The organism is Umezawaea sp. Da 62-37 (assembly GCF_032460545.1).
GTDB lineage: Bacteria > Actinomycetota > Actinomycetes > Mycobacteriales > Pseudonocardiaceae > Umezawaea.
The window spans coordinates 7235187-7260504 of the sequence record NZ_CP135965.1; the positions used below are offsets into that span (position 1 = coordinate 7235187).

Annotated in this window: 23 protein-coding genes and 1 pseudogene; 18 read left to right on the plus strand and 6 right to left on the minus strand. The window is 69.2% G+C overall.

Annotation, left to right across the window (positions count from 1 at the left end):
* The first annotated feature begins 28 nt into the window (after positions 1–28).
* The gene (locus RM788_RS33380) at positions 29–2389 is read left to right on the plus strand and encodes an ATP-binding protein (RefSeq protein WP_315922539.1); all 2361 of its coding nucleotides are present in this window, start codon (positions 29–31) and stop codon (positions 2387–2389) included.
* On the opposite strand, the gene RM788_RS33385 is transcribed toward RM788_RS33380, so the two are convergent.
* Positions 2375–3583 (minus strand): cytochrome P450, encoded by a 1209-nt coding sequence (locus tag RM788_RS33385; protein WP_315922541.1) that lies wholly within the window; start codon positions 3581–3583, stop codon positions 2375–2377. The two genes, RM788_RS33380 and RM788_RS33385, sit on opposite strands and share 15 nt — an antisense overlap.
* A 652-nt stretch (positions 3584–4235) precedes the next feature.
* On the opposite strand from RM788_RS33385, the gene RM788_RS33390 reads away from it, so the two are divergent.
* The 3 genes from RM788_RS33390 (at position 4236) to RM788_RS33400 (ending at position 6812) form a co-directional block, all read left to right on the plus strand.
* On the plus strand, positions 4236–4778 hold the full coding sequence (locus tag RM788_RS33390; protein ID WP_315922543.1) for a hypothetical protein: 543 nt from the start codon (positions 4236–4238) through the stop codon (positions 4776–4778).
* 136 nt (positions 4779–4914) lie between these two features.
* Positions 4915–5589, plus strand: a complete 675-nt coding sequence (locus RM788_RS33395) for a hypothetical protein (protein WP_315922545.1) — start codon at positions 4915–4917, stop codon at positions 5587–5589.
* Positions 5589–6812, plus strand: a complete 1224-nt coding sequence (locus RM788_RS33400; RefSeq protein ID WP_315922547.1) for an MFS transporter — start codon at positions 5589–5591, stop codon at positions 6810–6812. The genes RM788_RS33395 and RM788_RS33400 overlap by 1 nt, the downstream gene beginning before the upstream one ends.
* A 182-nt stretch (positions 6813–6994) precedes the next feature.
* Here the strand turns inward: RM788_RS33400 and RM788_RS33405 are convergent, their stop codons facing one another.
* Together RM788_RS33405 and RM788_RS33410 are read right to left on the minus strand one after the other, a co-directional pair.
* Complete coding sequence (locus tag RM788_RS33405) at positions 6995–7357, minus strand: DUF397 domain-containing protein (protein WP_315922549.1); 363 nt, start codon at positions 7355–7357, stop codon at positions 6995–6997.
* Between the two features lie 23 nt (positions 7358–7380).
* Positions 7381–8250: a Scr1 family TA system antitoxin-like transcriptional regulator gene (locus RM788_RS33410; RefSeq protein WP_315922550.1), complete on the minus strand. Its 870-nt coding sequence runs from the start codon at positions 8248–8250 to the stop codon at positions 7381–7383.
* 1171 nt (positions 8251–9421) lie between these two features.
* On the opposite strand from RM788_RS33410, the gene RM788_RS33415 reads away from it, so the two are divergent.
* From RM788_RS33415 to RM788_RS33455, 9 genes and pseudogenes are all read left to right on the plus strand, one after another.
* The gene (locus RM788_RS33415; RefSeq protein ID WP_315922552.1) at positions 9422–9793 is read left to right on the plus strand and encodes a hypothetical protein; all 372 of its coding nucleotides are present in this window, start codon (positions 9422–9424) and stop codon (positions 9791–9793) included.
* 35 nt (positions 9794–9828) lie between these two features.
* Entirely contained in the window at positions 9829–10473 is a 645-nt protein-coding gene (locus tag RM788_RS33420; protein WP_315922554.1) for a hypothetical protein, read from the plus strand.
* Positions 10474–11246: 773 nt separating this feature from the next.
* Positions 11247–11720 (plus strand): hypothetical protein, encoded by a 474-nt coding sequence (locus RM788_RS33425; protein WP_315922556.1) that lies wholly within the window; start codon positions 11247–11249, stop codon positions 11718–11720.
* Positions 11713–12969: a hypothetical protein gene (locus RM788_RS33430; RefSeq protein ID WP_315922558.1), complete on the plus strand. Its 1257-nt coding sequence runs from the start codon at positions 11713–11715 to the stop codon at positions 12967–12969. The genes RM788_RS33425 and RM788_RS33430 overlap by 8 nt, the downstream gene beginning before the upstream one ends.
* A gap of 408 nt (positions 12970–13377) precedes the next feature.
* On the plus strand, positions 13378–13518 hold the full coding sequence (locus RM788_RS33435) for an albusnodin family lasso peptide (RefSeq protein WP_315922560.1): 141 nt from the start codon (positions 13378–13380) through the stop codon (positions 13516–13518).
* A gap of 74 nt (positions 13519–13592) precedes the next feature.
* Positions 13593–13943, plus strand: coding sequence for a macrolactam cyclase family protein (locus tag RM788_RS33440; RefSeq protein WP_315922562.1), 351 nt, complete (start codon positions 13593–13595; stop codon positions 13941–13943).
* A 12-nt stretch (positions 13944–13955) separates the two neighbouring features.
* Positions 13956–15413: pseudogene (locus RM788_RS33445) on the plus strand (albusnodin/ikarugamycin family macrolactam cyclase); the annotation flags it as partial.
* Entirely contained in the window at positions 15410–16165 is a 756-nt protein-coding gene (locus RM788_RS33450) for a lasso peptide biosynthesis B2 protein (protein WP_315922564.1), read from the plus strand. The pseudogene RM788_RS33445 and the gene RM788_RS33450, both read left to right, overlap by 4 nt.
* A 19-nt stretch (positions 16166–16184) precedes the next feature.
* Positions 16185–16751 carry a GNAT family N-acetyltransferase gene (locus RM788_RS33455; protein WP_315922566.1) on the plus strand — a complete coding sequence of 189 codons (567 nt, stop codon included), beginning with the start codon at positions 16185–16187 and terminating at the stop codon, positions 16749–16751.
* A gap of 789 nt (positions 16752–17540) precedes the next feature.
* Here RM788_RS33455 and RM788_RS33460 read toward each other — a convergent pair.
* The 3 genes from RM788_RS33460 to RM788_RS33470 all read right to left on the minus strand — a co-directional run bounded on the left by RM788_RS33460 (position 17541) and on the right by RM788_RS33470 (position 20529).
* Positions 17541–18191, minus strand: a complete 651-nt coding sequence (locus RM788_RS33460; protein ID WP_315922568.1) for a GNAT family N-acetyltransferase — start codon at positions 18189–18191, stop codon at positions 17541–17543.
* On the minus strand, positions 18188–19675 hold the full coding sequence (locus RM788_RS33465; protein WP_315922570.1) for an APC family permease: 1488 nt from the start codon (positions 19673–19675) through the stop codon (positions 18188–18190). The genes RM788_RS33460 and RM788_RS33465 overlap by 4 nt, the downstream gene beginning before the upstream one ends.
* A gap of 146 nt (positions 19676–19821) precedes the next feature.
* Positions 19822–20529, minus strand: coding sequence for a GPP34 family phosphoprotein (locus tag RM788_RS33470; RefSeq protein ID WP_315922572.1), 708 nt, complete (start codon positions 20527–20529; stop codon positions 19822–19824).
* Between the two features lie 227 nt (positions 20530–20756).
* Here RM788_RS33470 and RM788_RS33475 point away from each other — a divergent pair, with 227 nt between their 5' ends.
* The 5 genes from RM788_RS33475 to RM788_RS33495 all read left to right on the plus strand — a co-directional run bounded on the left by RM788_RS33475 (position 20757) and on the right by RM788_RS33495 (position 25291).
* Entirely contained in the window at positions 20757–22058 is a 1302-nt protein-coding gene (locus tag RM788_RS33475; protein ID WP_315922574.1) for an NsdA family TPR-like regulatory protein, read from the plus strand.
* Positions 22055–22567, plus strand: coding sequence for an NUDIX domain-containing protein (locus tag RM788_RS33480; protein ID WP_315922576.1), 513 nt, complete (start codon positions 22055–22057; stop codon positions 22565–22567). Before RM788_RS33475 ends, RM788_RS33480 begins: the two co-directional genes overlap by 4 nt.
* Positions 22568–22996: 429 nt before the next feature.
* Complete coding sequence (locus RM788_RS33485; protein ID WP_315922578.1) at positions 22997–23224, plus strand: hypothetical protein; 228 nt, start codon at positions 22997–22999, stop codon at positions 23222–23224.
* Between the two features lie 252 nt (positions 23225–23476).
* Entirely contained in the window at positions 23477–24517 is a 1041-nt protein-coding gene (locus RM788_RS33490; protein WP_315922580.1) for a S1 family peptidase, read from the plus strand.
* Between the two features lie 243 nt (positions 24518–24760).
* Positions 24761–25291: an NUDIX domain-containing protein gene (locus RM788_RS33495; protein ID WP_315922583.1), complete on the plus strand. Its 531-nt coding sequence runs from the start codon at positions 24761–24763 to the stop codon at positions 25289–25291.
* Positions 25292–25318 lie beyond the last annotated feature (27 nt).

Consider the following 25318-nt stretch of genomic DNA (forward strand, 5'->3'; position numbering starts at 1 on the left):
CGACGACAGGAGAGGGGCGAGAGACCACGTGTCATCCGTGATCGGTGACCAGCCGCAGATGCCGACGGTGCGTCCCGATGTCCCACTGGCGTCGATCAAGAGCTTCGTCGGTCGCGAACGGGAACTCGACATCGCCGAGCAGGCCTTGGCGCGGACTCGGCTGGTCACCTTCAAGGGACCGGCGGGTGTGGGCAAGACCAGCCTGGCCCACCAGCTCGCCACCCGCATGGAAGACCGCGACGGCGTCGATGTGGTCACCGTGGAACTTGCTGCGGTGGAGGCCACCGACGCCGGTGTGGAGGGCGCGCTGGTCAAACGGTTCGGGCTGCTGAACAACTCCGACACCGTGACAACGGTGCAGCTGATGAGGTTTCTGCGCGATCAGCACCTCCTGCTCGTGCTGGACAACGCCGAACACCTGGTCGTGCCGGCGGGCGGGGAAGCCGCACCACTGCCGAAGCTGGTGCGGGCGCTGCTGGGTACGGCTCCCGGCGTGAAGATTCTGGTGACCAGCCAGTTCCGCTTGGGCATCGGGGGCGCGGAGTACGTACTCGACGTACCGCCTTTGTCATGCGCTCCCACAGGGGACGACACGCTGTCCGAGGCCCTGCAACTGGTGCGCGACCGTGTCCCTGGCTCAAAACCGCTGGACACCGCCGAGCACGAGATCGCGACCAGAGCGTGCCAGGCCGTGGACGGGATCCCACTCGCGGTCGAGATGATGAGCGGGCTCCGCGACGCGATGACCTGGCCGGAAATCCTCGACGGCCTCCAAGACCCACTGAACCTGCTGGTCACCGACGACGCCGAACACACCCACCACCACAGCCTGCACGCCGCGATGCGACTGACCCACGAACTGCTCGACGAGCCGCTGCACAACCTGTGGGCTGTACTCAGCGTCTTCCCCGGCACCTTCGACGCCGACGCCGCGACCGCGGTCAGCGAGGGTACCGGCATCAAGGTCGGACACCCCCGGCGCGCGTTGACCTCGTTGGTGCACCGATCGGTGCTCACCCAGGAAGAGCGCCGCGGCCGCAGCTGGTACGCGATGGTCGCACCAATCCGACATTTCGGGATACACGCCAACGCGGACTTGGTCGACCGGGCTCGTATCGCGCATACCGAACACTTCCTCGAGGTGGCGCGTCGCGCCGCCGAGCAGTGGTACGGGCCGGACGAGGTCGAGTGGATGTACCTGCTGGACACGCACATGCCCAGCCTGCGGACCGCGGTGCGCCACCTACTGGAACATGCTGAGCCCTGCCAAGCACTGGAGTTGGCGCTGAACCTGTGCCTCACCAGGTACTTCCCCTTCGCGGGAGTGCTCACCGAAGGGCGTCGGCTGCTGGAGACCTGCCTGGAGGCGCAAGGCGACACCGCCAGCATCCTGATCGTGCAAGCGCTGGCCCTGGGCGCGTGGACGGCCACGATCCAGGGCAAACACACAGTGGCCGCCGCGCTGCTTGAACAAGCCGACCACCACCTGGCGCGTCTGGAACCCGACACCCCGCGGCCGGAAGCACTGGACTACGCCGAACTCGCCTACGCGTTCATCACCGAACGGGACCCGGCCAGAGCGCGGATGAGCGTGCTCGCGCTGCACGAGCACGCGCGACGCACCGGCGACCCGATGGCCTATCTGTTCGCCGCGATCGACGCGGGCTTTCACGCCGACCGCCGGACCGCCTACGACATCGCCGACACCCACCTGGCCAACGCCACCCACAGCGGGGCACCGTGGGTGATCTCCTGGGCGTTGTGGGCCTCGGCTTTGGTCGAGCACCACCACGGCACGCCCGCCAAAGCGCTGGAGCTGTTGCAGCAGGCCCTGCGGATGCAGGTGGACATGGGCGATACCTGGGGTCCGGCATGGACACTGTGGTTGATCGCCGTGGTGACCGCGCACGCCGGCAACCACTTGGTGGCCACCCAGCTGTTCGCGGGTGCTTGGGCGCGACAGCGCAGGACCGACGTCGTGATCGAGGGACTCCAACCGTGGCTGCGGGTACAGACCCGAGCGGTACTGGCGTGCCGCGCCGTACTGGGTGACCGTCGCTTCGAAATCGAACGCGAGCAGGCCGACCTGACACTGTCCTATGAGGACGTGGTGGAGTTGGCCCTGAGCCTGCCCTCACCTGCCGCGGCGGGCGAGGCCACCGACCTGCCTCCCGGTGGGCTCTCGCGCCGCGAGTACGACATCGTGCGGCTGCTGGCGGCCGACCCCGCCCTGACCAACCCGCAGCTGGCCGCCCGGCTGCACATCGCGCGGCGCTCGGCTGAGCACCTGCTGTTCAAGGCCAGAGCAAAGACCGGTGTCGAAGGCCGTGACGGGTTCACCCGGTGGCTGGCCGAGCAGCCCCACACCACCGAGTCAGGCCGGGCGTAGGGCGACGGGCAGGGCGGTGAGCCCGTTCATGATGCTGGACACGGTCCTGCGCAATCTCATGACCGGTTCGGCCAGGGTGGCGTCGGGGAAGCGGGCGGTGATCTGCCGCATCACGATCTGGGCTTCGGCCCGGCCCAGTGACGCGCCCAGGCACGCGTGCGGGCCGAGTCCGAAAGCCAGGTGCCCGCGAGGGTGGCGTGCCGGATCGAATGCGGTGGGGTCCTCCCACTGGTCGGGGTCGCGGTTGGCCGCCTCCAATGACACCATCACCAGCTCCCCGGCCGGGATCTCGACGCCGCCGTAGACCACCGGCTCCAGGGTGACCCGGTGGGTGGCGGTACGCACCGGGGCATCCCACCGCAACGTCTCCTCCACCATCTCGGCGACCAAGTCCGGCCGCTGCGCCGCATCCCGCCACAACGGAGGGTGCCGCAGCAACGCGAGCATGGTGTTGCCGATCAGGTTGACCGTCGTCTCGTGCCCGGCGACGAAGACCAGGACCAGGATGTCGACCAGGCGCTCGGTGTCGAGATCCAACAGCGCGCTGGTCAGGTCCGCGCCTTGGTGACCGCGGTCGGCATCGGCGCGTTTGCCGGCGACCAGCTCGACGAGGAAGGCGCCCAGTTCGTCGGAGGCGGGCAGGTTGATTGCCGGGTCGTCCTGCATCAACGCCAGCGTCAGTTCCCGAAATCTCGCTCGCCACGGCTCGGGAATGCCGAGCAGTTCGCAGATCACCGTCAGCGGAACAGCACCCGCCACGTGCTGCACCAGGTCCACTACCGACTCCTCGGCCTGGTGCAGGTTGTCGAGCAGTCGGGCCGTGATGTCCTTGATGCGCGGCCGTAGTTCCCGTACCCGGCGCGCGGTGAACGCCCCGGCCAGCACACGGCGTTCCTCGCTGTGCTGCGGTCCATCGAGAAACAACAGCCCGTTGAACATCCGGCTCAGCCAGGTAGGCGTCGGATACCCCGCCGCGGTGGCTTGTGCCCGGATGGTGGCGGTGACGAGCGTGGTGTCTTTGCCCAGACGGGGATCGACCAAGGCCGCACGCGCCTGCTCATCGCCGATGATCACCCATGCCGGGGCCAGCCCTGGAAGTTCGGTGCGCACCGGCACACGACCTGCAGCCAACGCCGCGTCATGGGCGGTGTGTGCGGAGTCCACGTTCTGTCCGTGCGCGAACAGTGTCGACATCGGACTCACGTTCACTGTCACTCTCCCTCGGTCCGATCCCATATGCCTGCCGATCCAGCATTGGCGAGACGAGGATTCCGCGCTACACGGGAAGACCGAGCAAGGTTGGTGTGCCGTACTGCAGGTAAGGAAGCCCGCTACTGCGCCGAACACGGGGACTACTGCTTCGTGCCGACGGGTTACTGTGCCGACTGACTCGCCTACTGCTTGGACGGCGTCATGCCACCGAGCATGGTGTGCGGTGGACCTACTGTGTTCGACCGCGCGGTACCGAGGTCGCTCTACCGTCAGTAGCACATTTACTGTTCCACGCGCGAACTACGGTGCCGCGGGACAAAAAATGTCCGCAGTTCAGCGGTCCCACACGGTTACGTGCCGGGGTACGCGCTGCTTAGCGTCATCGCTGTCGCCCGACACCGGTTTCAGGGCGATGGGTCGCCGGAAACTCCGCGGCCCGAGGACGGGACGCACCCACCGCCGGGGCGTCACCGGGACGACACCGCGACCCCCAACGCGACCAGTGCCGCCCCACACCGACCTCGGGCAGCGGACGTCACCGTCCGACCGGGCACACAGGATCCGGCCGCGACCTGATCCCCCGGAGATCGCGGCCGGATTCCCCACCGTCCTATCGACACGAAGGCTCCCGACCATGGCACCTGCACCCGGCTCCGCATCGACCGTGTCGACCGCATCCGGTCACCATCGGTTGTCCGGCGACCTCGGTATCGCCTCGGTCCAATCACACCGACGGCGCCTCCGATCGGGACTGGAGAACCTCCTGGCCCTCGACGCACTCCACCAGCCTCACCAGGCGCTGACCGGGATGGTCGAGTTGTGGTCGGTCAGCGGACAATTGCTGCGCACGCCGATGCACGGCACCGAAGAAGACGACGCCTTCCTCGGCCACGTCGCGCTGATCCACGAACGAGTCGACGCCCACCTGCGGCCGTGGGCGCGGGTCGTGGAGTTACCCACCGACCAGGACACCCGCGTCGAGCTCGCGGTGACCGTCCTGAGGCTGTGTCTGGACCTGCAAAGCCTGTCCGATCGCGTGCACCCGGATCTGCGAATCCGCCAGACGTCCACGGGCTGGTTCACCGCCTGGGCCGCGCGAATCGTCACTTTGCAAGCTGACTACCGCCACGAAGACACCCTGCCGAAGGTCTACACCCAGGGCCGTGACCTGAACTGACGACACCCTGCGCCGCGCTGTGTCCGTCCCGCGTCCTCGATGCGACGGCCAGCGTTGCCGAGCCGGAAGGCGGTATCCCATGACCATCACCGTTTCTGCTCCGACCCTTCCGGCCGTCGCAGCCGCACAGCCGCCCATGCCGGCTCGCTACCCGCGCGACCTCGATCCCGACCCGCACCAGTCGGTCCTGCCCGAACTGCGCACCCCCGAGGCCCGCGCCCGATTCCTCAGCCGAGCCCTGATCGGCACCACCCTGCACTTCACTCCCGTGCTCGGCATGTGGGTGGGCTGCCGACTGCGCCGTCTCGAACGCGTCGCGATCACCGACCACGCGCTGACCGAGCAGCAGGCCCGACTGCTCCATCTCGACCCCGGCACCGTGGTGAGCCGTCGGGAGGGGTGGCTGGTACCCGCCACAGATCGCCGCGGCGGACTACGCCTGGCCGCGATCACCTCCCTGGTGTACGAGCCGCGCCTGGACCTCGCCGAGGACGCCCGCGCGCTGCTGGCCGCCGGGAAGCACCCGCTGGGCACCCTGGTCACCGGACGGCGCACCACCATCACCGCCTACCCGGTGCCGTCACAGACCTCGACGCACGAGGACGGTCCCGGCGACCCGTGGATGCCCGCACCGCTACCCGACCTGGCCGGCGACGTTGCGGCCCTGCGGTCGGTGGGCTTCCTGCACCGCGGCGGCATGCCGTTCGCGTTGGCCGCGGAAACGGTCTACCAGGTCGGATTCGACCGGATCGACGTCGCTGCGGTGGGTACTTTCCTGGCTCCGCTGCTGGCCGGCATCGGGGTCGCGTGATGTCGGGCAGAGTCGTGCCGCGCACCTACGCGCTGGCCACCGCGACCGTCGCGGCGGGCACCAGCGGCTACCTGGTCGCGGCCGTGCTGCCCGACCTGGCCACGGACCTGGCCGTCACCACCGCCCAAGCCGGGCAGTCGATCGGCGCGTTCGCCCTGGCCTACGCACTGGCAGCACCCGTGCTGGCCGTGGCCACCGCACGGTGGGATCGCCGCACCCTGCTGGTCGTGGCGCTGCTGGTGACCTGCCTCGGCAACGTCGCCGCCGCGGCTGCCGACGGACTGGGCGCACTGCTGGCCGCACGGGTGCTCACCGCGGTCGGCGCCGCGGCGACCACACCGGCCGCCACAGCGCTGGCCGCACAGGTCAACGTGGCCGACCTGCGGGCGCGGGCGATGGCGGTGGTCACCGGCGGCCTGACCGCAGCCACCGTCCTGGGCGTACCCGCGGGCCGCCTGGTCGCCGACGAACTCGGCGGACACCGCCCGGCGTTCCTGCTCGCCGCCCTGCTCTGCGCGGCGGCGGCGCTGCTTGTCGGCCTGCTCGCCCCGACCGCGCCAGGCGACGCACCGGTGAACCTCGGCGCACGGCTGGAGGTCCTGCGCGACCGTGCGACGCTCGGCCTGCTGGTCGTCTCGCTGCTGGCGTGCCTGGGAACCTTCACCGCCTACGGCTACCTCAGTGCGCTGGTAGTCGACGGCGACACCGACGCCGACCTCGCCCTGGTGCTGCTCGCATTCGGCGTCGGCGGTGTGATCGGAAACCACCTCGGTGGCCGCGCCGCCGACCGCTTCGGCACACGCCGACCGTTGGTCGTGACGCTCACCGGATGCGCGGTTCTGCTCTCGTCACTCGGACTTCTCGCTCACGGCCTGATCGGCAGCGTGGGCCTGACCGTGGCCGCGGGTGTCTGGGGGGCGCTGTTCTGGGCCTTCAACCCGCCCCTGTTCGGGGCGCTGGTCCAGCGCGACCCCGCCCGCAGCGGACTGCTGCTCGGCCTCAACGCTTCCTTCATCTACCTCGGCATCGCCGGTGCCGCAACGCTCGGCGGCACGGTCACCGATCGCATTGGCATCAGCGCCGTTCCGCTGGCGGCCGCCGTGATCACCCTCGCTGCCGCCCTCGCCGCCGCTGTGTCCACCCGACACCGATCAGGGCATCGACCTGCGGGCAGAACATCCCCACGCTCAGCGCACGGTCGGCCGCGCTTGGTTGCTCGGTGATCATCACACGTACCGAGCACGGAGCACCGTGACGAGGCGCTCCCAGGGCACGGGCCGAGGCGGTATTACCGAGGCGATCCGTTCGTGGGCAGGTACCAGCGTGACGCGGTGATCCCGATACCGGCAGACCGAAGAATCACCAGGGCGGAGGCCGCATCATGTCGATCACCGTGTGCCACCCCTCATGGGGTTGCTGCCAGTGCGTTCTCGCGGCTGAACTCGCCGTCGAGGACGCCGCGTCGGAACGCGTCGATCTCGGCGATCGTGTAGCGCAGTTCGTGAGAGGTTCGCATCGCCGTGACCAGCCACCCGCCGTCATAGGTCCTCACTGTGACGGCTCCGTTGTCATTGGTCACGACCCCGCCGCCGACTTCGTCGAGCCACGCCGTCCACTCATCGGCAGTGAACTCGATGCGGGGTCCGTGGGGATGCTGCGAATGGCGGATCTCGACACCGGAAGCTGTGAAGTCGACGTCGACGCAGGATTCGCCGTTGCTGCTGTAGGACGAGATGCGCCATCCGGCCCGGCCCAGTGTGGCGGTCATGACGTCCTCACCTCCAAGAGAATTCACACGGCGAACCGGGCCTCGATCGCCTCGAACGACTCGGCTTCGGAGAGGGCGGCTGCCATCAGGGATTCGAAACTACGAGTGTACGCGGTCACATGATCTTGTTTCGTCACGTAGACGGCGTCGTTGGGGATCTCCACGTACGCCACCGGCCCGGCCTGCCGAGCACCGGTCGAGGTCTCGAACCCGGCGAGGGTGAACCGGCCTTCGAGTCCGTCGTGACGGCCGACACTGCGCGGGATGATCCGCACGGTGCAGTTGGGCAGGTGCGCCAGTTCCCACAGCCGACGGCACGCGCCGTCCATCGTGGCGGCATCGCCGATGGGCCTGCTCAGGACGTCCTCCTCGATGACGGCCTCCAGACGCAGATCGCCATCGAGGATGCGTTCCTGGCGGTGCAGTCGCAGGTCGACGAGCAGCTTCTCCTGGTCCGGTCGCACGCGGGCGCTGGGCCCGGTGATGCCGGCGGCGTACTCCGGGGTTTGCAGCAGGGCCGGGATGACCATCGGCGCGTAGTAGGAGACGCGCGTGGCGAAGCCCTCCAAGCCGAGGTAGCGGCGCAGGAAGTGCCGATCGGGCACGACGTCGTTCCAACGGCTGAGCCAACTGCGCCCTTCGGGTCTGGTGGTCAATTCGACCAGGAGGTCCGCCTGGCTGCGCGGAGCCCGGCACAGCTCGTACCAGCCCCGGATCTGCTCGTCGCTGGGGAAGTACTTGCCTTGTTCCCAATGCGAGATCAGCGCGGGGGACACGCCCAACGCCGCGGCGACGGCTGCTTGCTTGGGTGCGTCCGGGGCGTCACTTCGGGTGTTGGCCAGTTCGACCCCGACCAGCCACCGTCGTGCGAGTCCATCGTCGCGGACCGCCACCGCTGCACCTCCGTCGTTCGTGCTCGAGAACCGCATGGCATAGCCGCCTGCCGGGTAGATCACGGCCAAGTTTGCCGTGTGTGACCGGCAGCGGGTACACCACTCCACCCAATCGGGGTATTACACTAGCTATTTCAATAGCTAGTATCAGTTACGCAGTGCTGGGAGCACTGTAGCCGCCCGTCTCAAGGCGCGACCGGACGTATCGACTCCCTGTCCGGGACGCGATCGCTTCGTGACGGACGCAGCGGTGGAGCCGAACCGCTACCCGGCGAGCTTCGGTTCCACCGCCCACCTGGGGAGCGTCCCCGACCAAGCCCGAGGGGCTGTCAGGTCGGCCGGGGTCGCGTCGTGCTGGCGGTCCCGCCCTATGTCGCTCGACTGGGGCGGGACCTGCCTCCACACCGACGAGCACTGGAGGCGGCGGTATGTGGCAGACCCTGCTCGACCTGTGGTTCCCGGCTTTGGTCGCGCCGATCGCACTGGTCCGGGCGCTGAGCGAGGCGCTGGCAGCAGGCGCTCGCCCGATGCGCGGAGGCCGGTCGTGAGCGCGAGAGGAGCGGCTCGCGCGCGTCGGTGGTGCCGGACCGCAGAAGTGTCGACGGAGTCGGACCCCCGACCCTGCTCCATCGTCCCTGGGGCTCGCCGGACCTCGGCCGGGAAGGTGGGACCACGATGACTCATCGTTGGCAACGCGACGGCGCCCACGCCGGCACCCGCGCGGACCCCATCGTCAAGCATCGGCACGGTGTTCCGTGGTACTCGGCTCCACTGCCATGGGTCCTGCATCGTCGATGCGCGCCGCACACCCTCGAACTGTGGTGGAACGACTCGGACGAAGACGGGTTCGACCGCGCAGCCCGTTTTCCCGACGGCGGACGCCAGTTCTGCGCGTGCGGAGCTGTCCTTGACCTTGCCGTCGACCAGGAGTGGCGCGGCCGCAACTCGCGTCGTGCTCACCGCCCCGCACAGGCGGCGAGGCCCGCCCTGCCGTCGATCCCACGGCGGCGAGCCAGCCTGCCGGTCGTCAGAACCATGATCGGCAACAGTCTTACGGTCGGCCGATGATCATGACACCGCTCCGCTTCGTCATGATCACCATCGGATGCGTCCCGGTGTCCCATCGGGTCGACCGCCGGTCCTTCAACGCCGTCTCACGCGAGGGTGCGCAGTGAACGCCGAGACCAAGATGCCCGCCTCCGCCACGGTTCGCGACGGCGTGGCGAGGTTGATACACGCGGGCTGGCAGGTGCGCCTCAACCCGATTCTGCAAGGACTTCGCGCCGTGCAGCTCTCGACGGTCTACCGGGCCGCGGACACGCAGTGGTACGCCGCCGTGCTCACCCTGCGGTTCAACGCGCCGTCGAACCTGGTGATCGCCCCCGCCCGATACGACCCCAAACATCCCTTCGACCACGCGATCTCCTGGGAAGACTCCATGCCCGTCGAGGAAGCCCTCGACAAAGCCTGGGCCCTGACCATGACTCCCGACACCGCCGACCTGGCCGACGCCACCCATCCGGCGCACGAACGCCCTCTCTAGTTCATCCTTACCCGCCGATAGAGGAGGTCGAGCCCATGGCCCAGCAACGCGGCCACGGCCACAACCCGTTGCCCGGCAAGCGTTCACGAGCGATGATGTCGAACACGAGGCGCCGACGGTGGCTCCGGATCGCCGGTCGCGGGTTGATCTTCGTCAGCAACCGCCAGAGTTTCAGCGCCAAGAAAACCCCTCGCGTCGCGCACGAACCGAGTCTGCGTGATCAATCGCCCCTCGTCGCCATTCACCCGATGGCATTGGACGACCCGCTGGGGGCGATCGACACGACGCACGGTCGAATGCGGGTCAGCCGTGCCAAGGAGCGTCTGCGCCGTGCGGGTTTCGTCCTCGCCGACCGGCATCCACGGGATCCCTCGATGTCCAGCGATCGCCCCATGGCGATGTTCTACCGGGTGTGGCGAGGCGTCGTCTGGGTAGTGCTGGCCTCGTGGGACGGCTCCCTGGCCTACCGGGTCCCCGTCGCACACTTCGACCCCGAGGACCCGCTCATGGTCGCCGAACCCGACGCTCTGCCCGACGAAACACCCGAGGCCATACGTGAATACCTGCGCTCCGTGCGCTGGACCACGGTCGGCCTCTTCCTCGACGTCGTCGACGCGGTGCTGGCGCTGCCGAACCTACGCGAACACTCGCACTTCCCCTCTGCACGCGAGGCATCCTGATGGCTCGGATCATGTTGCCCTGCGACATCGCGTCCCTTGCAGAGACCGGTGCCCTGCGCGCCACCACCTGCGCCGCAGAACACACTGCCCACGTGTCGATCCTCCACCGACGAGCGGAACCGCTACCGAGGCTTCACCTCCTCGACGCCCGCTTGTCCTCGTGGCTGCGGTTCGACGGCCGGATCGAGCCAGACGAACGGGGGCGGACCCTGCTTCGGACCACCCCAGCCCACTCCTCGGATTCACCGACGACGCCGTGCCTTCGCCACAGCCTTGTCGACAGGCGGATACCGCACTCGGCTCATGAGCGGCCCCTGCGCCCCACTCCAACGTCCCGACTCCAGAAGCCACCCCACCTCCCGGATCCAGACCTCCCGTCGGCGAACCGAGGGCGGCGACTCGCACTCGCGATCACCCCCGACCTACGACCCCACAACGCAGCGCCCCGGCTCTACGCCGTGTCGCTGACAACGCGAACCTCCACCACGGGTGCGGCCGCCGGCCCAGCAGCAACAGACGCGGGTTGCTGGACCAGCGCCCCCGGCCACGGCTTGGCCCCGCTCGCCTCCCAGGGGCCAAGCCGTGGTTTGCAATGACCAGGAAGAACGATGCCTCCACTCATCAGGGAAAACCCACCAGAGAGCAACTGACGTTATTCAATCGCGTACTCGGCGACGAGTTACGCATCGTGCGCACGGCACGCGAATGGACCGCAAGCAGTTACGCGAACACATGACCCACCGGACGCCGAATACGCAATGTCACTGCAGACCTTGGCCACCTACGAACTCGGCACACGCCGCATCGCCGTCGACCGGCTGATCGAGGTCTGTGCTGCGCTAGAGGTCCCCGCGGACGAACTTCTGCTCCGCGCGATGATCCGAGCATTCGGCATCGAACAAGCCGACCATCTCCAGGTCGACCTCGTCGTACTCGCCGGCACCGAGGACCCGCAGCTGTGCAACCTCCGCCCGTGGGCCGCCGTAGCCCTCGATCAACACTGCGGATCTCCCATCGTCGGGGAACTCGACCACCCGGCGCTCACTCCTCTGGCCGCCTTCGCCCGCATCACCACGGACTCGTTGCAGCACGCGCTCCTCAACCTCAGGACGTGCGCACCCCGTGATCTATCGACTGACGCCGCTCGCGACACCGCGCCGGACTGCTCAGGTGCACGGCTCCGGCAACCGACGCTCGTTCCGGTATCCGACCTCCCCTTCGACGAAAGTGACCTCTCCCATGCTTGATCCGGATCTTTCGTGTGGCGCGCGTCGTGTCGTGGCCGTGCTCGCTCGGTCTCCGATCGCGCCACTGGTAGTCGACCTGCGGCTGCTCTCGGCGCTGCTGGACACCGGGTCCCAGGGGACGGAGCAGGTGCTGCGGGAGCTGTTGGCCACCGCCGCGATCATCGAGGCTGCCCCTGGCCACTACGAGCTGCGACGTGACACGGCGCCCGAAGCAGTACTGCCCCAGTCTGCCGACGCGCGGACCTTGGCCCAGTGGTGTGTGCACCAGGCGGTACTGGCCGACCGAGTCCTACGACCCCACGCCTGGCGGCTGTTCTCTGCCCCTGACCGGACCGGTCCAGGCCTCCCCGTCTCCCTCGTCCACAGCGCGGAGTGGACCGAGGACATCCGTGAGGTACTGCTGACCGTGCTGGCAGACGCCGTCGAGCGCACCGAACTGCTGGACTTGGCGCCGCCGCTGGCCGAGGCATTGTGGGGACTGTGCGGTTGGACCGGGCACCACCACACCCAAGCCACCAGCCAGGAACTGGGACTCGTCGCGCTGACCGCACTGAACCGGCAGTCCTGCCCCGCGGGAGAGAAAACCAGTCGGAGGCCGCTCCACTTGGCGCGCACCGCTGTCACCCACGCCCGTCTGGCCCACGCCCGCATAGGCCTGGATGACCTCGCCGACGCGATGCGCGCCTCCGAAAACGCAGTCCGTGCTGCCGAGCAGTCCGGCGACCCGGCCGCGCGCGCGATGGCACTGGAAGCGCGCGGCCGTACCCGCGCCGCCCAAGGCTACCCGGCCGCGGCGTTGCTGGACCTGCGTCGGGCGCTGGACTTGGACCTGGCCCACGACGACGAACACGGTGCCGCGTCGCGGCGCCACAGCATCGCCCAAGCGCTGCTCGCGCTAGGCCGCTACCGCGATGCGCTGAACGAACTGCGGCTCGCGGTGGTCGCGTTCGCGCTGATCGGGGACCGGGTGGCCGGCGCGCTGGTGCTGACCGCGATGGGCCATGCCCATCGCGGTCTGGGCGAGTTGTTCTTCTCCGATGCCGTGCTGCGCGAGGCGTTGGAGGTGCTCGCTGAGGTCGGCTCGCCTGGGCAGTTGGCTGAAGCCTGCGCGCAGCGAGCCCGTACTGCTCGCGACCGCGGTCACAGCGACCTGGCCCGTGGCTACTACCGACGCGCCGCAGAATACTACCGCCGTGCCCGTCTGGATGGCTTGGCCCAGTGGGTTGACAGTGAGTACGACACCACCTGACGTGGCAAGACTTACGGGTCGCCGTTCGGCACGACCGTCCACAGCGGACACTGCTTGGCCCTCATCCCGCTGCTGTGCAGGATCCCGGTTCGCGTACCCCGTCGTCGGCAGAGGAGCGCAGCGGTGCACCGCTGCACCCGTCATCCCACGGTGTCGATGTCGATGGGGAACTCGTCAACCAACTCCCACTCTGGGTAGTCATCCGGTTACGCTCGTCGGTCCACGGGTGATCGGAGCGCCAGGTGACCGCGATGACCGACACGCTCACCGAGGTCGACCTGCTCATGCCGTTCCCGAACGGCCCCGCAGGCTCATTCCGGCGCGCGGCTACCCGCCGGCAACCGGGGTGTGCGAAGAACACCTCGGAGTGATGAAAGCCCTATGAGGCAGAAGAAAGGATGGGCAGACATGGAGACCGTGAACGGCCAGACCGATGACAGCCTGGGGACTGAGGAGCCGGTGCTGTTGGTCAGCCTCGGTGAGGCGTCGACGGTGACCCTGGGGCAGGGCCAGGGCAGTTCGGAGGACAAGCGACGGGCCTACAACTAGACCACCGTTCCGGTGCTCAGCCCGCCCTGGGCTGAGCACCGGACCCACCACCACGGTCAGGAAATGGGGAAGACATGCGCTGGTTCGGGGGATTCGCCACATCGACTGCGGCACCACGCAGCCCGATCGGCAGCACGCTCCTGTGGCCCACCACGCCCGGCTGCTGGACCGTCGGCTCCTGGGCCGGACACGAGGTTCGCACCACCCGGTCCGCAGCGCGACTCATCGCAGTCCTCGGCACCTGCGGCATCACGGCCGCGGAGTTGACCCGGTTGAGCACCGACGGCGTTCCCGACGACGTGGAGTGGCGCTGGCCGGGCAGCTACACAACCGTCGAGGTCACCCACGCCGCGACCAGGATCTGGACCGACCTCGGCTGTGCTTGGCCGATCTACACCACGGCGACCGACGGCGGAATCTACTGATCCTCCAGTTCACTCGCCCTCGCCGACCTCACCGGCGCCCGACCGGACCTGGACCGTCTCGCCGCGTGGCTACTCGCACCATCGCTGCCGACGCTGTCGGCCGGGCGCTCCGCGTTCACCGACATCGCCCTGATCCCGCCGGGTCACCGGCTGACCCTGAACGGCGACCACTCCCACATCGACCCCATGTGGTGGCCCCGGCCCCGAGCAGGTTCACCCGCCGAACGATTACGGACCGAACTGACCGCATCGGTGGCCCTCCGCTTGGACAGCGCGCCCGCGCTCACCACCGACCTGTCCGGCGGATTCGATTCCACCGCCTTGGCACTGCTGGCAGCCCAGCAGGCCGGATCGGGCCAGACGGTCACAGGAGTGACCGTGCACCCAGCCGGACGCGACTCGGGCGGAGACCTGGACTACGCGCGGCTGGCCGCGCAGCGACCCGGCATCACGCACCGACTCATGCCCTTGACCAGCCGACACGCCCCCTACACCGCCCTGGAAGACGTCCCACGCACCGACGAACCCGCCCCGTCGACGATCGCGCACGCCCGGTTCGCCGGCCAACTCCGCTGGATCCGCGACACCGTCGGCACCGACTGCCACCTCACCGGCGACGGCGGCGACAGCCTGCTGTGCACACCGCCGATCATGCTCGCCGACCTCATCGCCGTCGGCGACCATCGGCGCGCGATCGTCGAGACCCTACGGTGGGCGCGGCTGCGGCGGCTGCCCGCGTGGCCCCTGCTGGCCGCAGCAGCGCGGACCGCCCGCACCAGCCGGATCGACACCCTGACAACCGTGGCGGTCAGCTTACGGACCGGCGCACCCGCACCGCGATCGGACGGACACATCGGCTGGTACCCAGTCGATGCCGTGCCGCCGTGGGCCACGGCCGATGCGAGGGACCGGGCCGCCGCCCTCGCCCGCCGCGCCGCCGCCCGGCAGACCGACGTGCCGCCCGGCACGTTCGCCACCACCGTCGCCGCGGAGAACATGGCCGAGGTCGGCCGCTCCGCCCGCGCCGACATCCAACTCGCCGAGCACGCCGGCGTGCTGCTGGCCAACCCGTTCACCGACTCCCGCGTCATCGACGCCTACCTGTCCGTCCCGCTGGCCCAGCGGCCAGGCCCCGCCGACTACAAGCCGGTGCTCGCCACCGCGATGAACGGCCTGTTCCCTGCGATGCTGGCCGCGCGGACCACCAAAGGCGACTTCAACCCCGACCACTACGGCGGCATGCGCGCCAACCTGCCCGCACTGCACGCTCTCGCTGACGGGCGGCTCGCCGCCCTCGGGCTTGTCGACTCGGCCGCGCTGCGTCGTACGCTGACCATGACCGCGGCCGGGCTGCCGATCGCGTTTTCCATCGTCGAACCCGCGATCGCCGCCGAGGTGTGGCTGCGCACGCTCGACGACGCGCCCCGCACACCATGGTCGGTCATCCGCAACGAAGCGGGGGCCGCGTGAGTCACCGGTACCTCACCGCACCCGCTCAGGTGCGGGCGGTCGACGTCGGCCCCGCCACCGTGATCGTGAACTACCGCAGCGGCCAAGTCGACACCCTCATAGGCCCGGCTGCCCGATGGTGGACCGAACTCGCCACCAGCGGCGACACCGACACTCCGGCAGCGCTCGACCACGTCACCGCCCGAACCCTGCGCGGGCAACTCCTCGAGGCCGGACTGCTCACCCCGTCGGCTCAGCCCACACCGTGGCCAGTGCCGACGACCGGACCGGCATGGGAACCGAGCTGGGGCACGCACGAACTCGCCGCCGGACGAACCACGCCGGTGCCGGTTCCCCGCACCATCACGATGGTCGCAGGGCTGGCGCTGGCCCTCGTGCTCGCCACGCTGGCCGCAGGCCGACCACATCGGCGCATGGCCCGCCTCACCTGGCTCCTGCAACGGTCCACTCGCCACACCAGCCGCTCCGCCACCACCGAACGCGCCGAGCAGGCCGTGTACGCCGTGCGCCGGGCCGGGCTGCTCGCGCCTGGCAGGGTGGCATGTCTGGAGGAATCGGCGGCCGTGCTGGTCTTGCTGGCCGCGTCACGCCACCGGGTGATGTGGTGCCACGGCGCGGCGGCCGACCCGGTGCGGCTGCACGCGTGGGTGGAGACTGAGGACCGACAGTCGGTAGCCGAACCAGCCTCGACGGCGCGGTTCGCGGTGCTACGCACCATTCCGGCACGTGATGATGGAGGCGAGAGCGATTAGCGAGCCGACCGAACCGATCGTGTGGGTCCGCGGGGAGAAGGCCGGGCTCGGCCCGTTCTCCGAGGACCTGGTCGAGCAGTACTGGCGGTGGGAGCAGGATCCAGGCGTGCTGGTCGGCTACGGCCGCCAGACCCCGGACTCGCTCAACAACCGCCGCGAAGGCTTCCAGCACCAAGCTCGCGGCACCGACGACCAACTCCGCTTCACCGTCTACGACATCACCACCACCCCGCCGACCCCGGTCGGCACTACCGCTGTGCTGATCGACCACCACGTCCGGACCGGTGAGTTCGTCATCCAGCTCGGCCCCGAGCACCGCGGCAAGGGGTTGGGTGGCGACGCGACCCGGTTGACGCTGGACTACGCCTTCCACATCACCGCGCTGCGCTGCGTCTACCTTTCGGTGCTCTCACCGAACACACGCGCCATTGCCGCCTACGAGCGCGCCGGGTTCCGGATCATCGGCGAGAAACGCAACTCCGGCTACTGGCTGGGCCAGCCCGCGAACGAGACGCTGATGGACGCGGTGCCCGAGGATTTCACCGGCTTGTCCGCGGTGCGGCAACTCGTCGACCCGGCCCAGTAACCCACAGCAGGCGAGCGCCGCGGCCAATCGGTGCAACGTGAAGGAGCCGATCGGAACACCGCGTCCGCATCAACACTAACGACGGAGACCACGATCGCCGCCCTACCTCGGATCCGCACCGACGACCATCGTCGGGTGTGCACTCGGCCGGCCTTGCGGGGACTGCAGGGGAGCCGCGGCGCACGGCAGAACCTCAGCCGGTGCGACCCTGAGGATCCCGCGACCACGCGGCACGATGACGAGCCGACCCGCCGTAGGTCCACAAGGTCACCGCCCTGAACCCTCCACCGGTCCGGGGGAGTGAGGCTGCCGTCGCCGGCTCTGCTGCAGAGAAATCCGAGACTGGGTCGGCTTCCGGCAGGAATTCGGGCTCGCCAACGAGTGTGGACATAGTTGGTGTCTCCATTCGGGTTTATCGCCACTTCCACTTCCACCTCGGCCGTCGAGCCGCCGGACATTGCGGTGCGACACGACAGGGGAGGGTGGGCATGGCGACGGACCTAGGCGCAGCGATCATGCGTCGTGTGGTGGCAGTGATGCCGCGGCGGAGTCGGGATACCGACCGCGGCGCCACCGCACGCGGGCGGGAAGGCCGCGCCGTCGCCACGCTCGTCTTCGGTGATGTTCTCGCGTTCTCGCTGGAGTTCTCGAATTCCGGTGGTGAAAGGGCGTTTCATCTGACCCGACGCGTGGCGCTGTGCCCACGTGGACCAGGAGATCCGGACCTTCGAGAGTGATCCGCGCGGTGTGTGCCGTTCGGCCTCGCGGTCACCCGGCCCGCATGTCGGGTCAGGGTTTGTTCGGTTGCGGGTCCCTCCACATCGGACTGACGGTGGTGAGGTCGTCAGGGGCGGTCCACGGGGCGAGGTCCCCGTGGACCGGGTCGCGGTCGACCACGACGAACCCGACTTTTGTGTAGAGCTCGATGTTGGCGGGCGTGGTGGTTTCCAGGAACGCTGCCTGGTCCCGACGGTCGAGGTCGGCCAGCCTGTGGCGAAGCAGCGCCCGGCCGAGACCGCGACGCTGGTGGTCGCGGTGCACGCCGAGGAACACCAGGTGCTCGTGCGGGCGCACGGGATGGTGGAAGGCCAGCCCTTCCTCGAACGCCCGGAACCGGGGCGTCCACGGTCCACACACCGCTTCCAGCCGTCGCGAGTACTGCTCGGACGCCCCGTGCGCGGCTTCCGGGTCGACCCGGTTCCACACCGCGACCGCGAGACCGCCCTGGACCAAGTCGACGTAACCGCTGCCGCCGGCGAGGATCTCCTCGATCTGCAAGGTGAAGTACTCGTTCAGGATGAGGACGCGGCCAGGGGCGTCCCGTGGCGTCAGCCACCGGGTCGGTGGCAGCGTGCTGAACGCCCCGGAGATGATCCCGCCGGCGACCCGTGCGGTGGCGTCACCGGGGTCGACGAGGGTATCGATGCCGATGGTGGTCACTGGCTCGCCGCCTGCCGCGTGGCCGAGGGCGAGGCGGCGGGGCCGCGCCCCAGCCGCAGGTAGATCTCGTAGTGGTGGCGGCGCAGGTACAGCGCGCGAGCGATGCCCGCGGCCAAGGCCACGGCGACGACCCCGAAGATGCCCCACTGGTGGACGGGCTCGGCGGTGGGGCCCAGCAGCGTGTCGAACTTGATCACGATCAGCACCAGCACGGCCGCCAGCAGCACCGCGGAGATGCTCGGGACGAGCCTCGTGCGCAGAAACGGCGTCGTTCGGTCATCGGGTGCGGCCTCGCCATGGTCCAGTGGCGCGTTGCGGCGCTGGACCACGATCCTGTGGTGTTCGCGCCAGAAGTAGAACGCGATCGCGATCGCGGTCAACGTCAGCACCAGCAATACGGCGAGCGCGCCCGCCGTGCCGCCGCCGTAGAACAGGGCGTCCTGAGGCGGCCACCCGGCCACAGCGAACACCACGATCGCAGCCAGGCCCAGCACGCACTGCGCCGCCGAGGCCGTCGAGGGCTGATCGGTGCGCGGATTGACCCGCGACAACGCACGGGGCAGCAGTCCTTCGCACGCCAAGGCGTAGGCATGGGCGTTGCAGGTCGCGTGCAGACTCAGCGCGGCCGCGGCGATGCTCGTGCACAGCAGCAGTTGCCCGATCGGCACCGCGGTCTCACCCAGATGCAGCCGAGCCAACTCGAACACCATGCCCACGTTCTGCGCACGAGCGGTATCCACGACCGCGTCGGCACCGACCGCGGCGATGACCCCGACGGTGAACAGGACGTAGATCACCGCAGCGCCGACCGTGGCGATCATCATGGCCCACCACACAGTGCGGTGCCCGTCGCGGGCCTTGGAGATGTAGGCGGCGCCGGACTCGATGCCGATGGATCCCAACAGCGACATCAGCAACAGCACCGCCGCCCCTGGACCGAACAGCAGCACCGGGTTGAGCGCGTGCCACGGCACTGTGCCGTTGACGGCATGGGTCAGGTTCGCCGCGCCGTAGACCGCCAACGTGCCGACCTCCAGCACCAACAGAATCTGCAGGACCGCGGCGAGGACCTTGAGCTTCCGGGGGCCGAGCACCGCCACCAGCGCACACAGCGCCAGCGCACTCACCCACCACGGCGGCACGGCACCGAAGACCTCGGCCAGCAGCGGCTCCGCGGCACCGCCGATGAGCCCGTACAGACCGACCTGCAACAGGTTGTAGGCCAGCAACGACACCGCGGCGGCCCCGGCACCCAGTGGACGGCCCGCCCCGGCGGAGACGTAGCTGTAGAGCATGCCCGGCCCCGGCACGCGGGAGGCCATGCTGGTCTGGCCGACGAAAAACAGGCTCAGCAGGACGGGGACTGCCAGAAATCCGGCGGGCAGACCAATCTCGCCGGTGACGATGATCGACGTGGCCACCACGCCGACGCACACGGTCATGGGTGTGGCGGCGGTGGCGACGATAGCGAGGATCTGGCCCACTCCGAGCCGGTCGGACTTCAGCAGCTCCGCTGGGCTGGGTGGTGTGGATCTGGCCACGAGAACAGCTCCCTTGTGGACGGTCGGACGGATTGTGCGGCGAAGTCGACGCCTGCGGCGAAGCAGACGTGCGACGGTCGGAAGTGAGGTCAGGGCACCGTGGTGAGGGGACCTTCGGCCAGCACCGCGCGGGTCGTGTCGATCAGGACGCGCATCGCAGGCGGCAGGTCGGCGTAGCGCGCGGCAAGGTCCGGTTCGGGACAGCCCAGCGCGGCGGTCAGGCCCGCGGCGTGCAGCAGTCCCAGCACCAGTCGGTCCGGTCCCGGCAGCGGGGAGTCCGCGGCCAGCAGCGCCTGGAGCCGCAGGTAGGGGGTCAGCACGTCGTTGAGCTCGACCGGCCGCAGTTCCGTACGGCCGAACAGCCGGGTGCGTACTGGTACGACCAGGTTGGTGCGGCGCATCCTGGCGCCCACGAGCCGCGTACCGTTGACGGCGGAGTCGGTGCTCAGCACGGTCAGCCAGGCGCGCAGGTCGGTGGTGGTCGCCGTGGCCTCTCCGGGCTGGTGGTGTTCGTCGGGGACGGTGTCGTCGCGGAGGTACCGCTCCAGGAAACGGACCTCTGGGTCGCCGATCGGCGGTGCCACAGAGGGCAGGAGGATCCGGCCGTCGCGGATGCCGACGATGGCGCGTCGAGCCATGAGTTCACCGAGCACAGCCGTGCCGAGGAGCTTTGCTCTCGCGTGGTTTTCGAGACGTGGGCGACCGCTCTCGTCGTGAATGGTGGCGAGAAACACGGTGTTTCCGACTGGTGAGGCCACCGGTGCTGCACCTTTCCCGACCGACATCGACATCGTCATGACCGCATTGCTGCGGTGCGCGCGACATCGATCTGTGGGATCAGCCAGCAGGGCGTCGACAGTCGCGTGTGGTGATCGTCGCGGGATCCGGTCGCGGCTCGTAAGTACGCGTCGCACAACGCGTCGCACAACGCGGTACCGCTGACGTGCGGCAGTAGTGGTAGTAGCGTGGCCGCTTCACCGTGATGTTCCCGAGAGTGTGCGTCACAACGCGGGGAGACGAACGAATGGTTTCCGCAGGTCGTCGCGAGATCAACGCCCGATTTGCCGACGCGCGGAAACGGATCCGATCGCCCAGGGATCCGACGAATGCCATCACCCACGCGGAGCTGGCCGACGCGATCAACGAGTACCTGATCGCCCACGGCGCTCCGGAGACGGAACTCGTCACCTACAACCTGGTCGCCCGCTACGAACGGGGGGAGATGCGCTGGCCCAGCGACACCCGCCGCGCCGCGTTCCGGCACGTCCTAGGAGTGACCGACAACAGCGCCCTGGGTTTCGTCCGCCCGGACAGCAGTCACCGGGAATCCCTCCTGACCAGCCCGCCACACGCCGAGAGCGCCTCCGCGCCGGATCCGTTCACCAGAAATCCGGACACCGCAGGGCTGGCCGCGCTCCGCAGCATGTCCATGGCCTTCCAGATGGCTGATCGGCAGGTCGGCGGTGGCGCGCTCCTGGCTCAGGTGACGCGATACCTGCACACCGAGGTCGCGCCGCTGCTGCTCGCCCCGGACAGCGGATCCGGGGCGGCGGTGTTCTCCGCGGCGGCGTCGCTGACCGAGTTCGCCGGGTGGATGGCCCACGACGCAGGCAAGGACGACCTGGCTCGCGGCCATTTCGACCGCGCGTTCCGGCTGGCCTCCGCCGCCGACGACAACGCACTGGCTGCGATGACCTGCGCTTCCATGTCACACCTGGCAGCCCAACTGGGACACGGTGCCGACGCCGTCCGTTTGGCCGAGGCAGGCCTGACCCGTGCCCGTCACGCACCGGGAACCACCGCCCTGCTCGCACGGCTGCACGTCATGCAGGCACGCGGCGAAGCCGTCCGCGGTCACCACACGCAGTGCCGGGCAGCACTCGACCAAGCCGAACGTGTGTTGGACGACCGGCGCGACGAAGTCGACGCGGACTGGGTTCCCGGCTTCGACGAAGGGGCGTTGGCCGCCGAGAGCGCGCTCTGCCTGCGCCACATCGGCGACCTGGCCACCGCCGAACGCCACGTGCGCCATGCCATCGCATTGCGCCCGCCCGACCGGGTGCGCGCCCGCGCGTTCGCCCACCTCACCCTCGCCGACGTGCTCAGGAGGAGCGGACGGATCGCCGAAGCCGCGACCGCTGGCCGAGCGGTGAGCACGGTCGCGCAGTCGTTGACGTCCCACCGCGTGCAGCTCCGCCTGGACCGTCTCGGTGCCGCCCTGACCGAGCACCGAGCTACCGCGGAGGTCAGGCTGTTCCTGGACGACCTGGCGGCCGTCCGCTCCGGTTCCGTCACGGACCAGAACACGGCATCCTGGCCCGTGTGAGCGATGACCTGACTCCCGAGCGATGGGCCTACCTGGCCGAGGGCAACCGGGAACAGGCACGCAAACGCGTCGCGGCCAAGGTGGTGATCCGCGATCGGCAAGGCCGGGTCCTGCTGGTCGACCCGAACTACAAGCCGCGGTGGGACCTGCCCGGCGGCATGGTCGAGGCGAACGAAGCACCGCGGGAAGCCGCGCGGCGGGAATGTCGCGAGGAACTGGGTGGCGGGATCATCGAGATCGGGCGACTGCTGCTGATGGACTGGGAGCCTGCTCACGGCCCCTGGGACGACCAGCTCATGCTGGTGTTCGACGGCGGCATCGTGGAGACCGCCCTCGCGGCAACCTTGCACGTCACCGACCCCGAACTGGACGATCTGGCCTGGTTCACTCCGGATGAGGCGGTCGCCAAGCTCCGCCAGGATGTGGGCGACCGACTCCAGCGCGCCCTGCACGCCCTGGCCACCCACGACACGGCCTACGCCGAACGCGAGGATCGGACGTCGTCCTAGCCGCCCCCGTCCGACCTCGGGTCCGGCCGCCGACCATAGGCGCGTTGTGCAACGCGTTGTGCAACGCGTACTTACGCTCCCGCCGGGCTCTCTCCAAGATCGTCCCTGTCCGACCAGCGATCCGAATTCGCCTTTCCGAACCGTTCATCGGTCGATTCAGGCGAGTTTGTCAATCGCGGACAGTCGTACCGTCGATGCGCTCGCTCCGATGGACCCCCGATGTCCACCGCGATACGGCCGCATCGAATGGCAAGACCCGACCCGGTCGCATGCATCGATCTCGCTCGCCGCTACCCGCTTCCACGGGTAGCGGCGAGCGAACCACCGGTAAAGGCATCAGGTCGAGCAGCGCCTGCGGAGCGGCATGACCACGAGAAATGCCCGTCGAACAGTGGTTCGGCGGGAAAACGCGAAATCGAGGATAATCAAGTGAATTTGCGACGTGCAGCGGCAGGCCTCGCGGTAGCGGCGACGGCGATCATGCTGTGGGCACCCGGAGCCTCCGCCAACCCGATGCGGCCCTGGAGCGTGGACTCCGGGGTCACCACTCCGGTCGAGACCCGCACGGCTGACCGCCCGATGCTCCCGTGGGGCGGCCACGAGCACGGCCCCGTGGCACCCAACGGCGTGACGATCGACAGCGTCACCGGCCACTAGAACCCGCCGGGCCGTGTGGTCGACACCAGCCTGTCGTCGACCACACGGCACGACCCCGTCGCCTGGCCTGCTTCGTACGGGCCAGGCGACAGCGTGCCTGACCTTCGACCAGTAGAAGTCACGGTCGCCGTCGAACCGGCCGTCGTGCGTTTCGTGATGGGTTCGGCGGTGTGCTTTCCCCACCTGTGGTCGGACCTCCTGCGCGGAGCCCCCCGTTACCTTTTTCCCCCCGGCACATACCGAAGGAGAACCTTGAACCACGCCAACTGGTCGCGAGCAGTCGTCCTGCTCGCGGCCCTGATGATGCCGCTCGGCGGCACGGGCGCGGCCACGGCCCAGATCGACGAGCCGGGCAGCGACATCGGCACCCAGGTCGTGGGCGGCCGGCCCGCCACCCAGGCATATTCCGCCGCGGCCATCGAGTACGACAGCACCACCCCGGCCCGCACGGACTGGCTCAACTGCACCGGAAGCCTGCTCCGGACCGACTCCGACACCGAGTCGGACTGGGTGGTGACGGCCGCGCACTGCGTGACCAACCTTCCCGCCGCCGTGTCCACGGCGAGCCTCGACCGTCTGGGCTTCCACGCTCCGCCGGTGTGGGTCCCGGTGCAGGACCGCGACTACCACGTGCGCGTCGGTGCCACCGACCGGTCGAAGGCCGCACCGGTCGCGGTCAAGCGCATCGTGGTGTTCTCGGGCTGGGACTGGATTTCCGACACCAAGCCCAGGCCCAAGGTTCCTGCGGGCGACTTCGCCCTGATGCAGATGGCCTCGCGGGTAAAGGCCCGAACGATTTCGCTGGCGAGCTGGGAGCCGGGGCTCGGTTACCCGCTGCGCGCGCTGGGCTGGGGCCGGACCTCCAACGACGCCACCGAGGGATCGCGGACCCTCCAGCAGCTCGATACCCGAGTCGTGCCCGCGGACCGGTGCGGCGCCGACGGGGCGATCACCGTCCACGACATCTGCACCGACGAGCACGAGGACGGCGAGGGCGTCTGCAACGGCGACTCCGGCGGCCCGGTCCTCGGGAAGGTCCGCGGCCGGGTGTACCAGTTCGGCATCATCAGCCGCGGCGGGTCCGACCTGTGCGCGGTCACCCCGGACGTGGCCACCGGCGTCCCCTACTACAAGCCGTGGGCAGACGCGGTGATCAGCGGCAAGATCCGCAGCGACAAGCCGCTCACCCCCGAGCAGGGCGGAGTCATCCCGCACCCCCGCATCCCGATCACCACGACCCAGCCGGTCAAGCTGCGCGACACCGTCCCCACCGTCCCCGCCTTCGCCGGCTGACCTTCCTCGCCCACTGCCGGCGTGACGCCGCGCTCGTCAACCCGATGAGCGATCGGCCGACAGCCGGACCCGTGGTGGTGTGCGGCCCTCTCACCGGCCGCTGAGGCCCGCACACCACCACTTCCGCCGCCGACGGGGACACCCGCGTTCCGCTTCGGGTGTCCCCGTCGGCGGCTCAGCTCACGAACCGGGACGACCAGCACGTCACCCGTGACCCACCCCCACCAGGAGAACGTGCCCACCATGAGCGCCGAACACGCCGCTGCCACACCCTCGACAGTCGGCCAGGCGATGTCCGTAGAGCGGGTGAGGGTGTCGGCCAGAGGTGTGATCCGCGATCGTCAGGGGTGGGTGCTGGCGGTGCGACTTGCCCCGGAACGACGCCCACCGGGCAAGGAATTTCTGAACTTGCCCGGTGGCACGGTCCACCAAGGCGAGTTGCCTACCGCAGCGGCCAGCCGCGAGGTGCACGAGGAGCTCGGGCTGACCGACCTGTTCGCCGGGCGGTTGCTGCTGACGGTCTGGAACATTCCGCCGTACTCACTACTGCGGCCCCGCCTGCAACTGCTGTTCGACTTCGGCCGGCACGACCGCGCCGCGCTGTCCGCCCGCATCGTGCTCCCGGCCGAGGAGATCAGCGACTACAAGTGGCTCAGCCCCCGCAGCGTCGATCGCTACCTGTATCCGTTGCAAGCCAAGCAGCTGCGCGCGGTCGCCGAGCACCGAATCTACCTGGAACAGGAACCTGTCCCTCGGGCCGACAACGTGCGGTGACTCCACGCACCGGTCGAGGGTGGCACG

Coding starts and splice junctions, on each gene's coding strand:
- RM788_RS33385 (WP_315922541.1), bottom strand. CDS start 3,583: ATGTCGACACTGTTCGCGCACGGACAGAACGTGGACTCCGCACACACC.
- RM788_RS33390 (WP_315922543.1), top strand. CDS start 4,236: ATGGCACCTGCACCCGGCTCCGCATCGACCGTGTCGACCGCATCCGGT.
- RM788_RS33395 (WP_315922545.1), top strand. CDS start 4,915: ATGCCGGCTCGCTACCCGCGCGACCTCGATCCCGACCCGCACCAGTCG.
- RM788_RS33400 (WP_315922547.1), top strand. CDS start 5,589: ATGTCGGGCAGAGTCGTGCCGCGCACCTACGCGCTGGCCACCGCGACC.
- RM788_RS33405 (WP_315922549.1), bottom strand. CDS start 7,357: ATGACCGCCACACTGGGCCGGGCCGGATGGCGCATCTCGTCCTACAGC.
- RM788_RS33420 (WP_315922554.1), top strand. CDS start 9,829: ATGGCCCAGCAACGCGGCCACGGCCACAACCCGTTGCCCGGCAAGCGT.
- RM788_RS33430 (WP_315922558.1), top strand. CDS start 11,713: ATGCTTGATCCGGATCTTTCGTGTGGCGCGCGTCGTGTCGTGGCCGTG.
- RM788_RS33435 (WP_315922560.1), top strand. CDS start 13,378: ATGGAGACCGTGAACGGCCAGACCGATGACAGCCTGGGGACTGAGGAG.
- RM788_RS33440 (WP_315922562.1), top strand. CDS start 13,593: ATGCGCTGGTTCGGGGGATTCGCCACATCGACTGCGGCACCACGCAGC.
- RM788_RS33470 (WP_315922572.1), bottom strand. CDS start 20,529: ATGACGATGTCGATGTCGGTCGGGAAAGGTGCAGCACCGGTGGCCTCA.
- RM788_RS33475 (WP_315922574.1), top strand. CDS start 20,757: ATGGTTTCCGCAGGTCGTCGCGAGATCAACGCCCGATTTGCCGACGCG.
- RM788_RS33495 (WP_315922583.1), top strand. CDS start 24,761: ATGAGCGCCGAACACGCCGCTGCCACACCCTCGACAGTCGGCCAGGCG.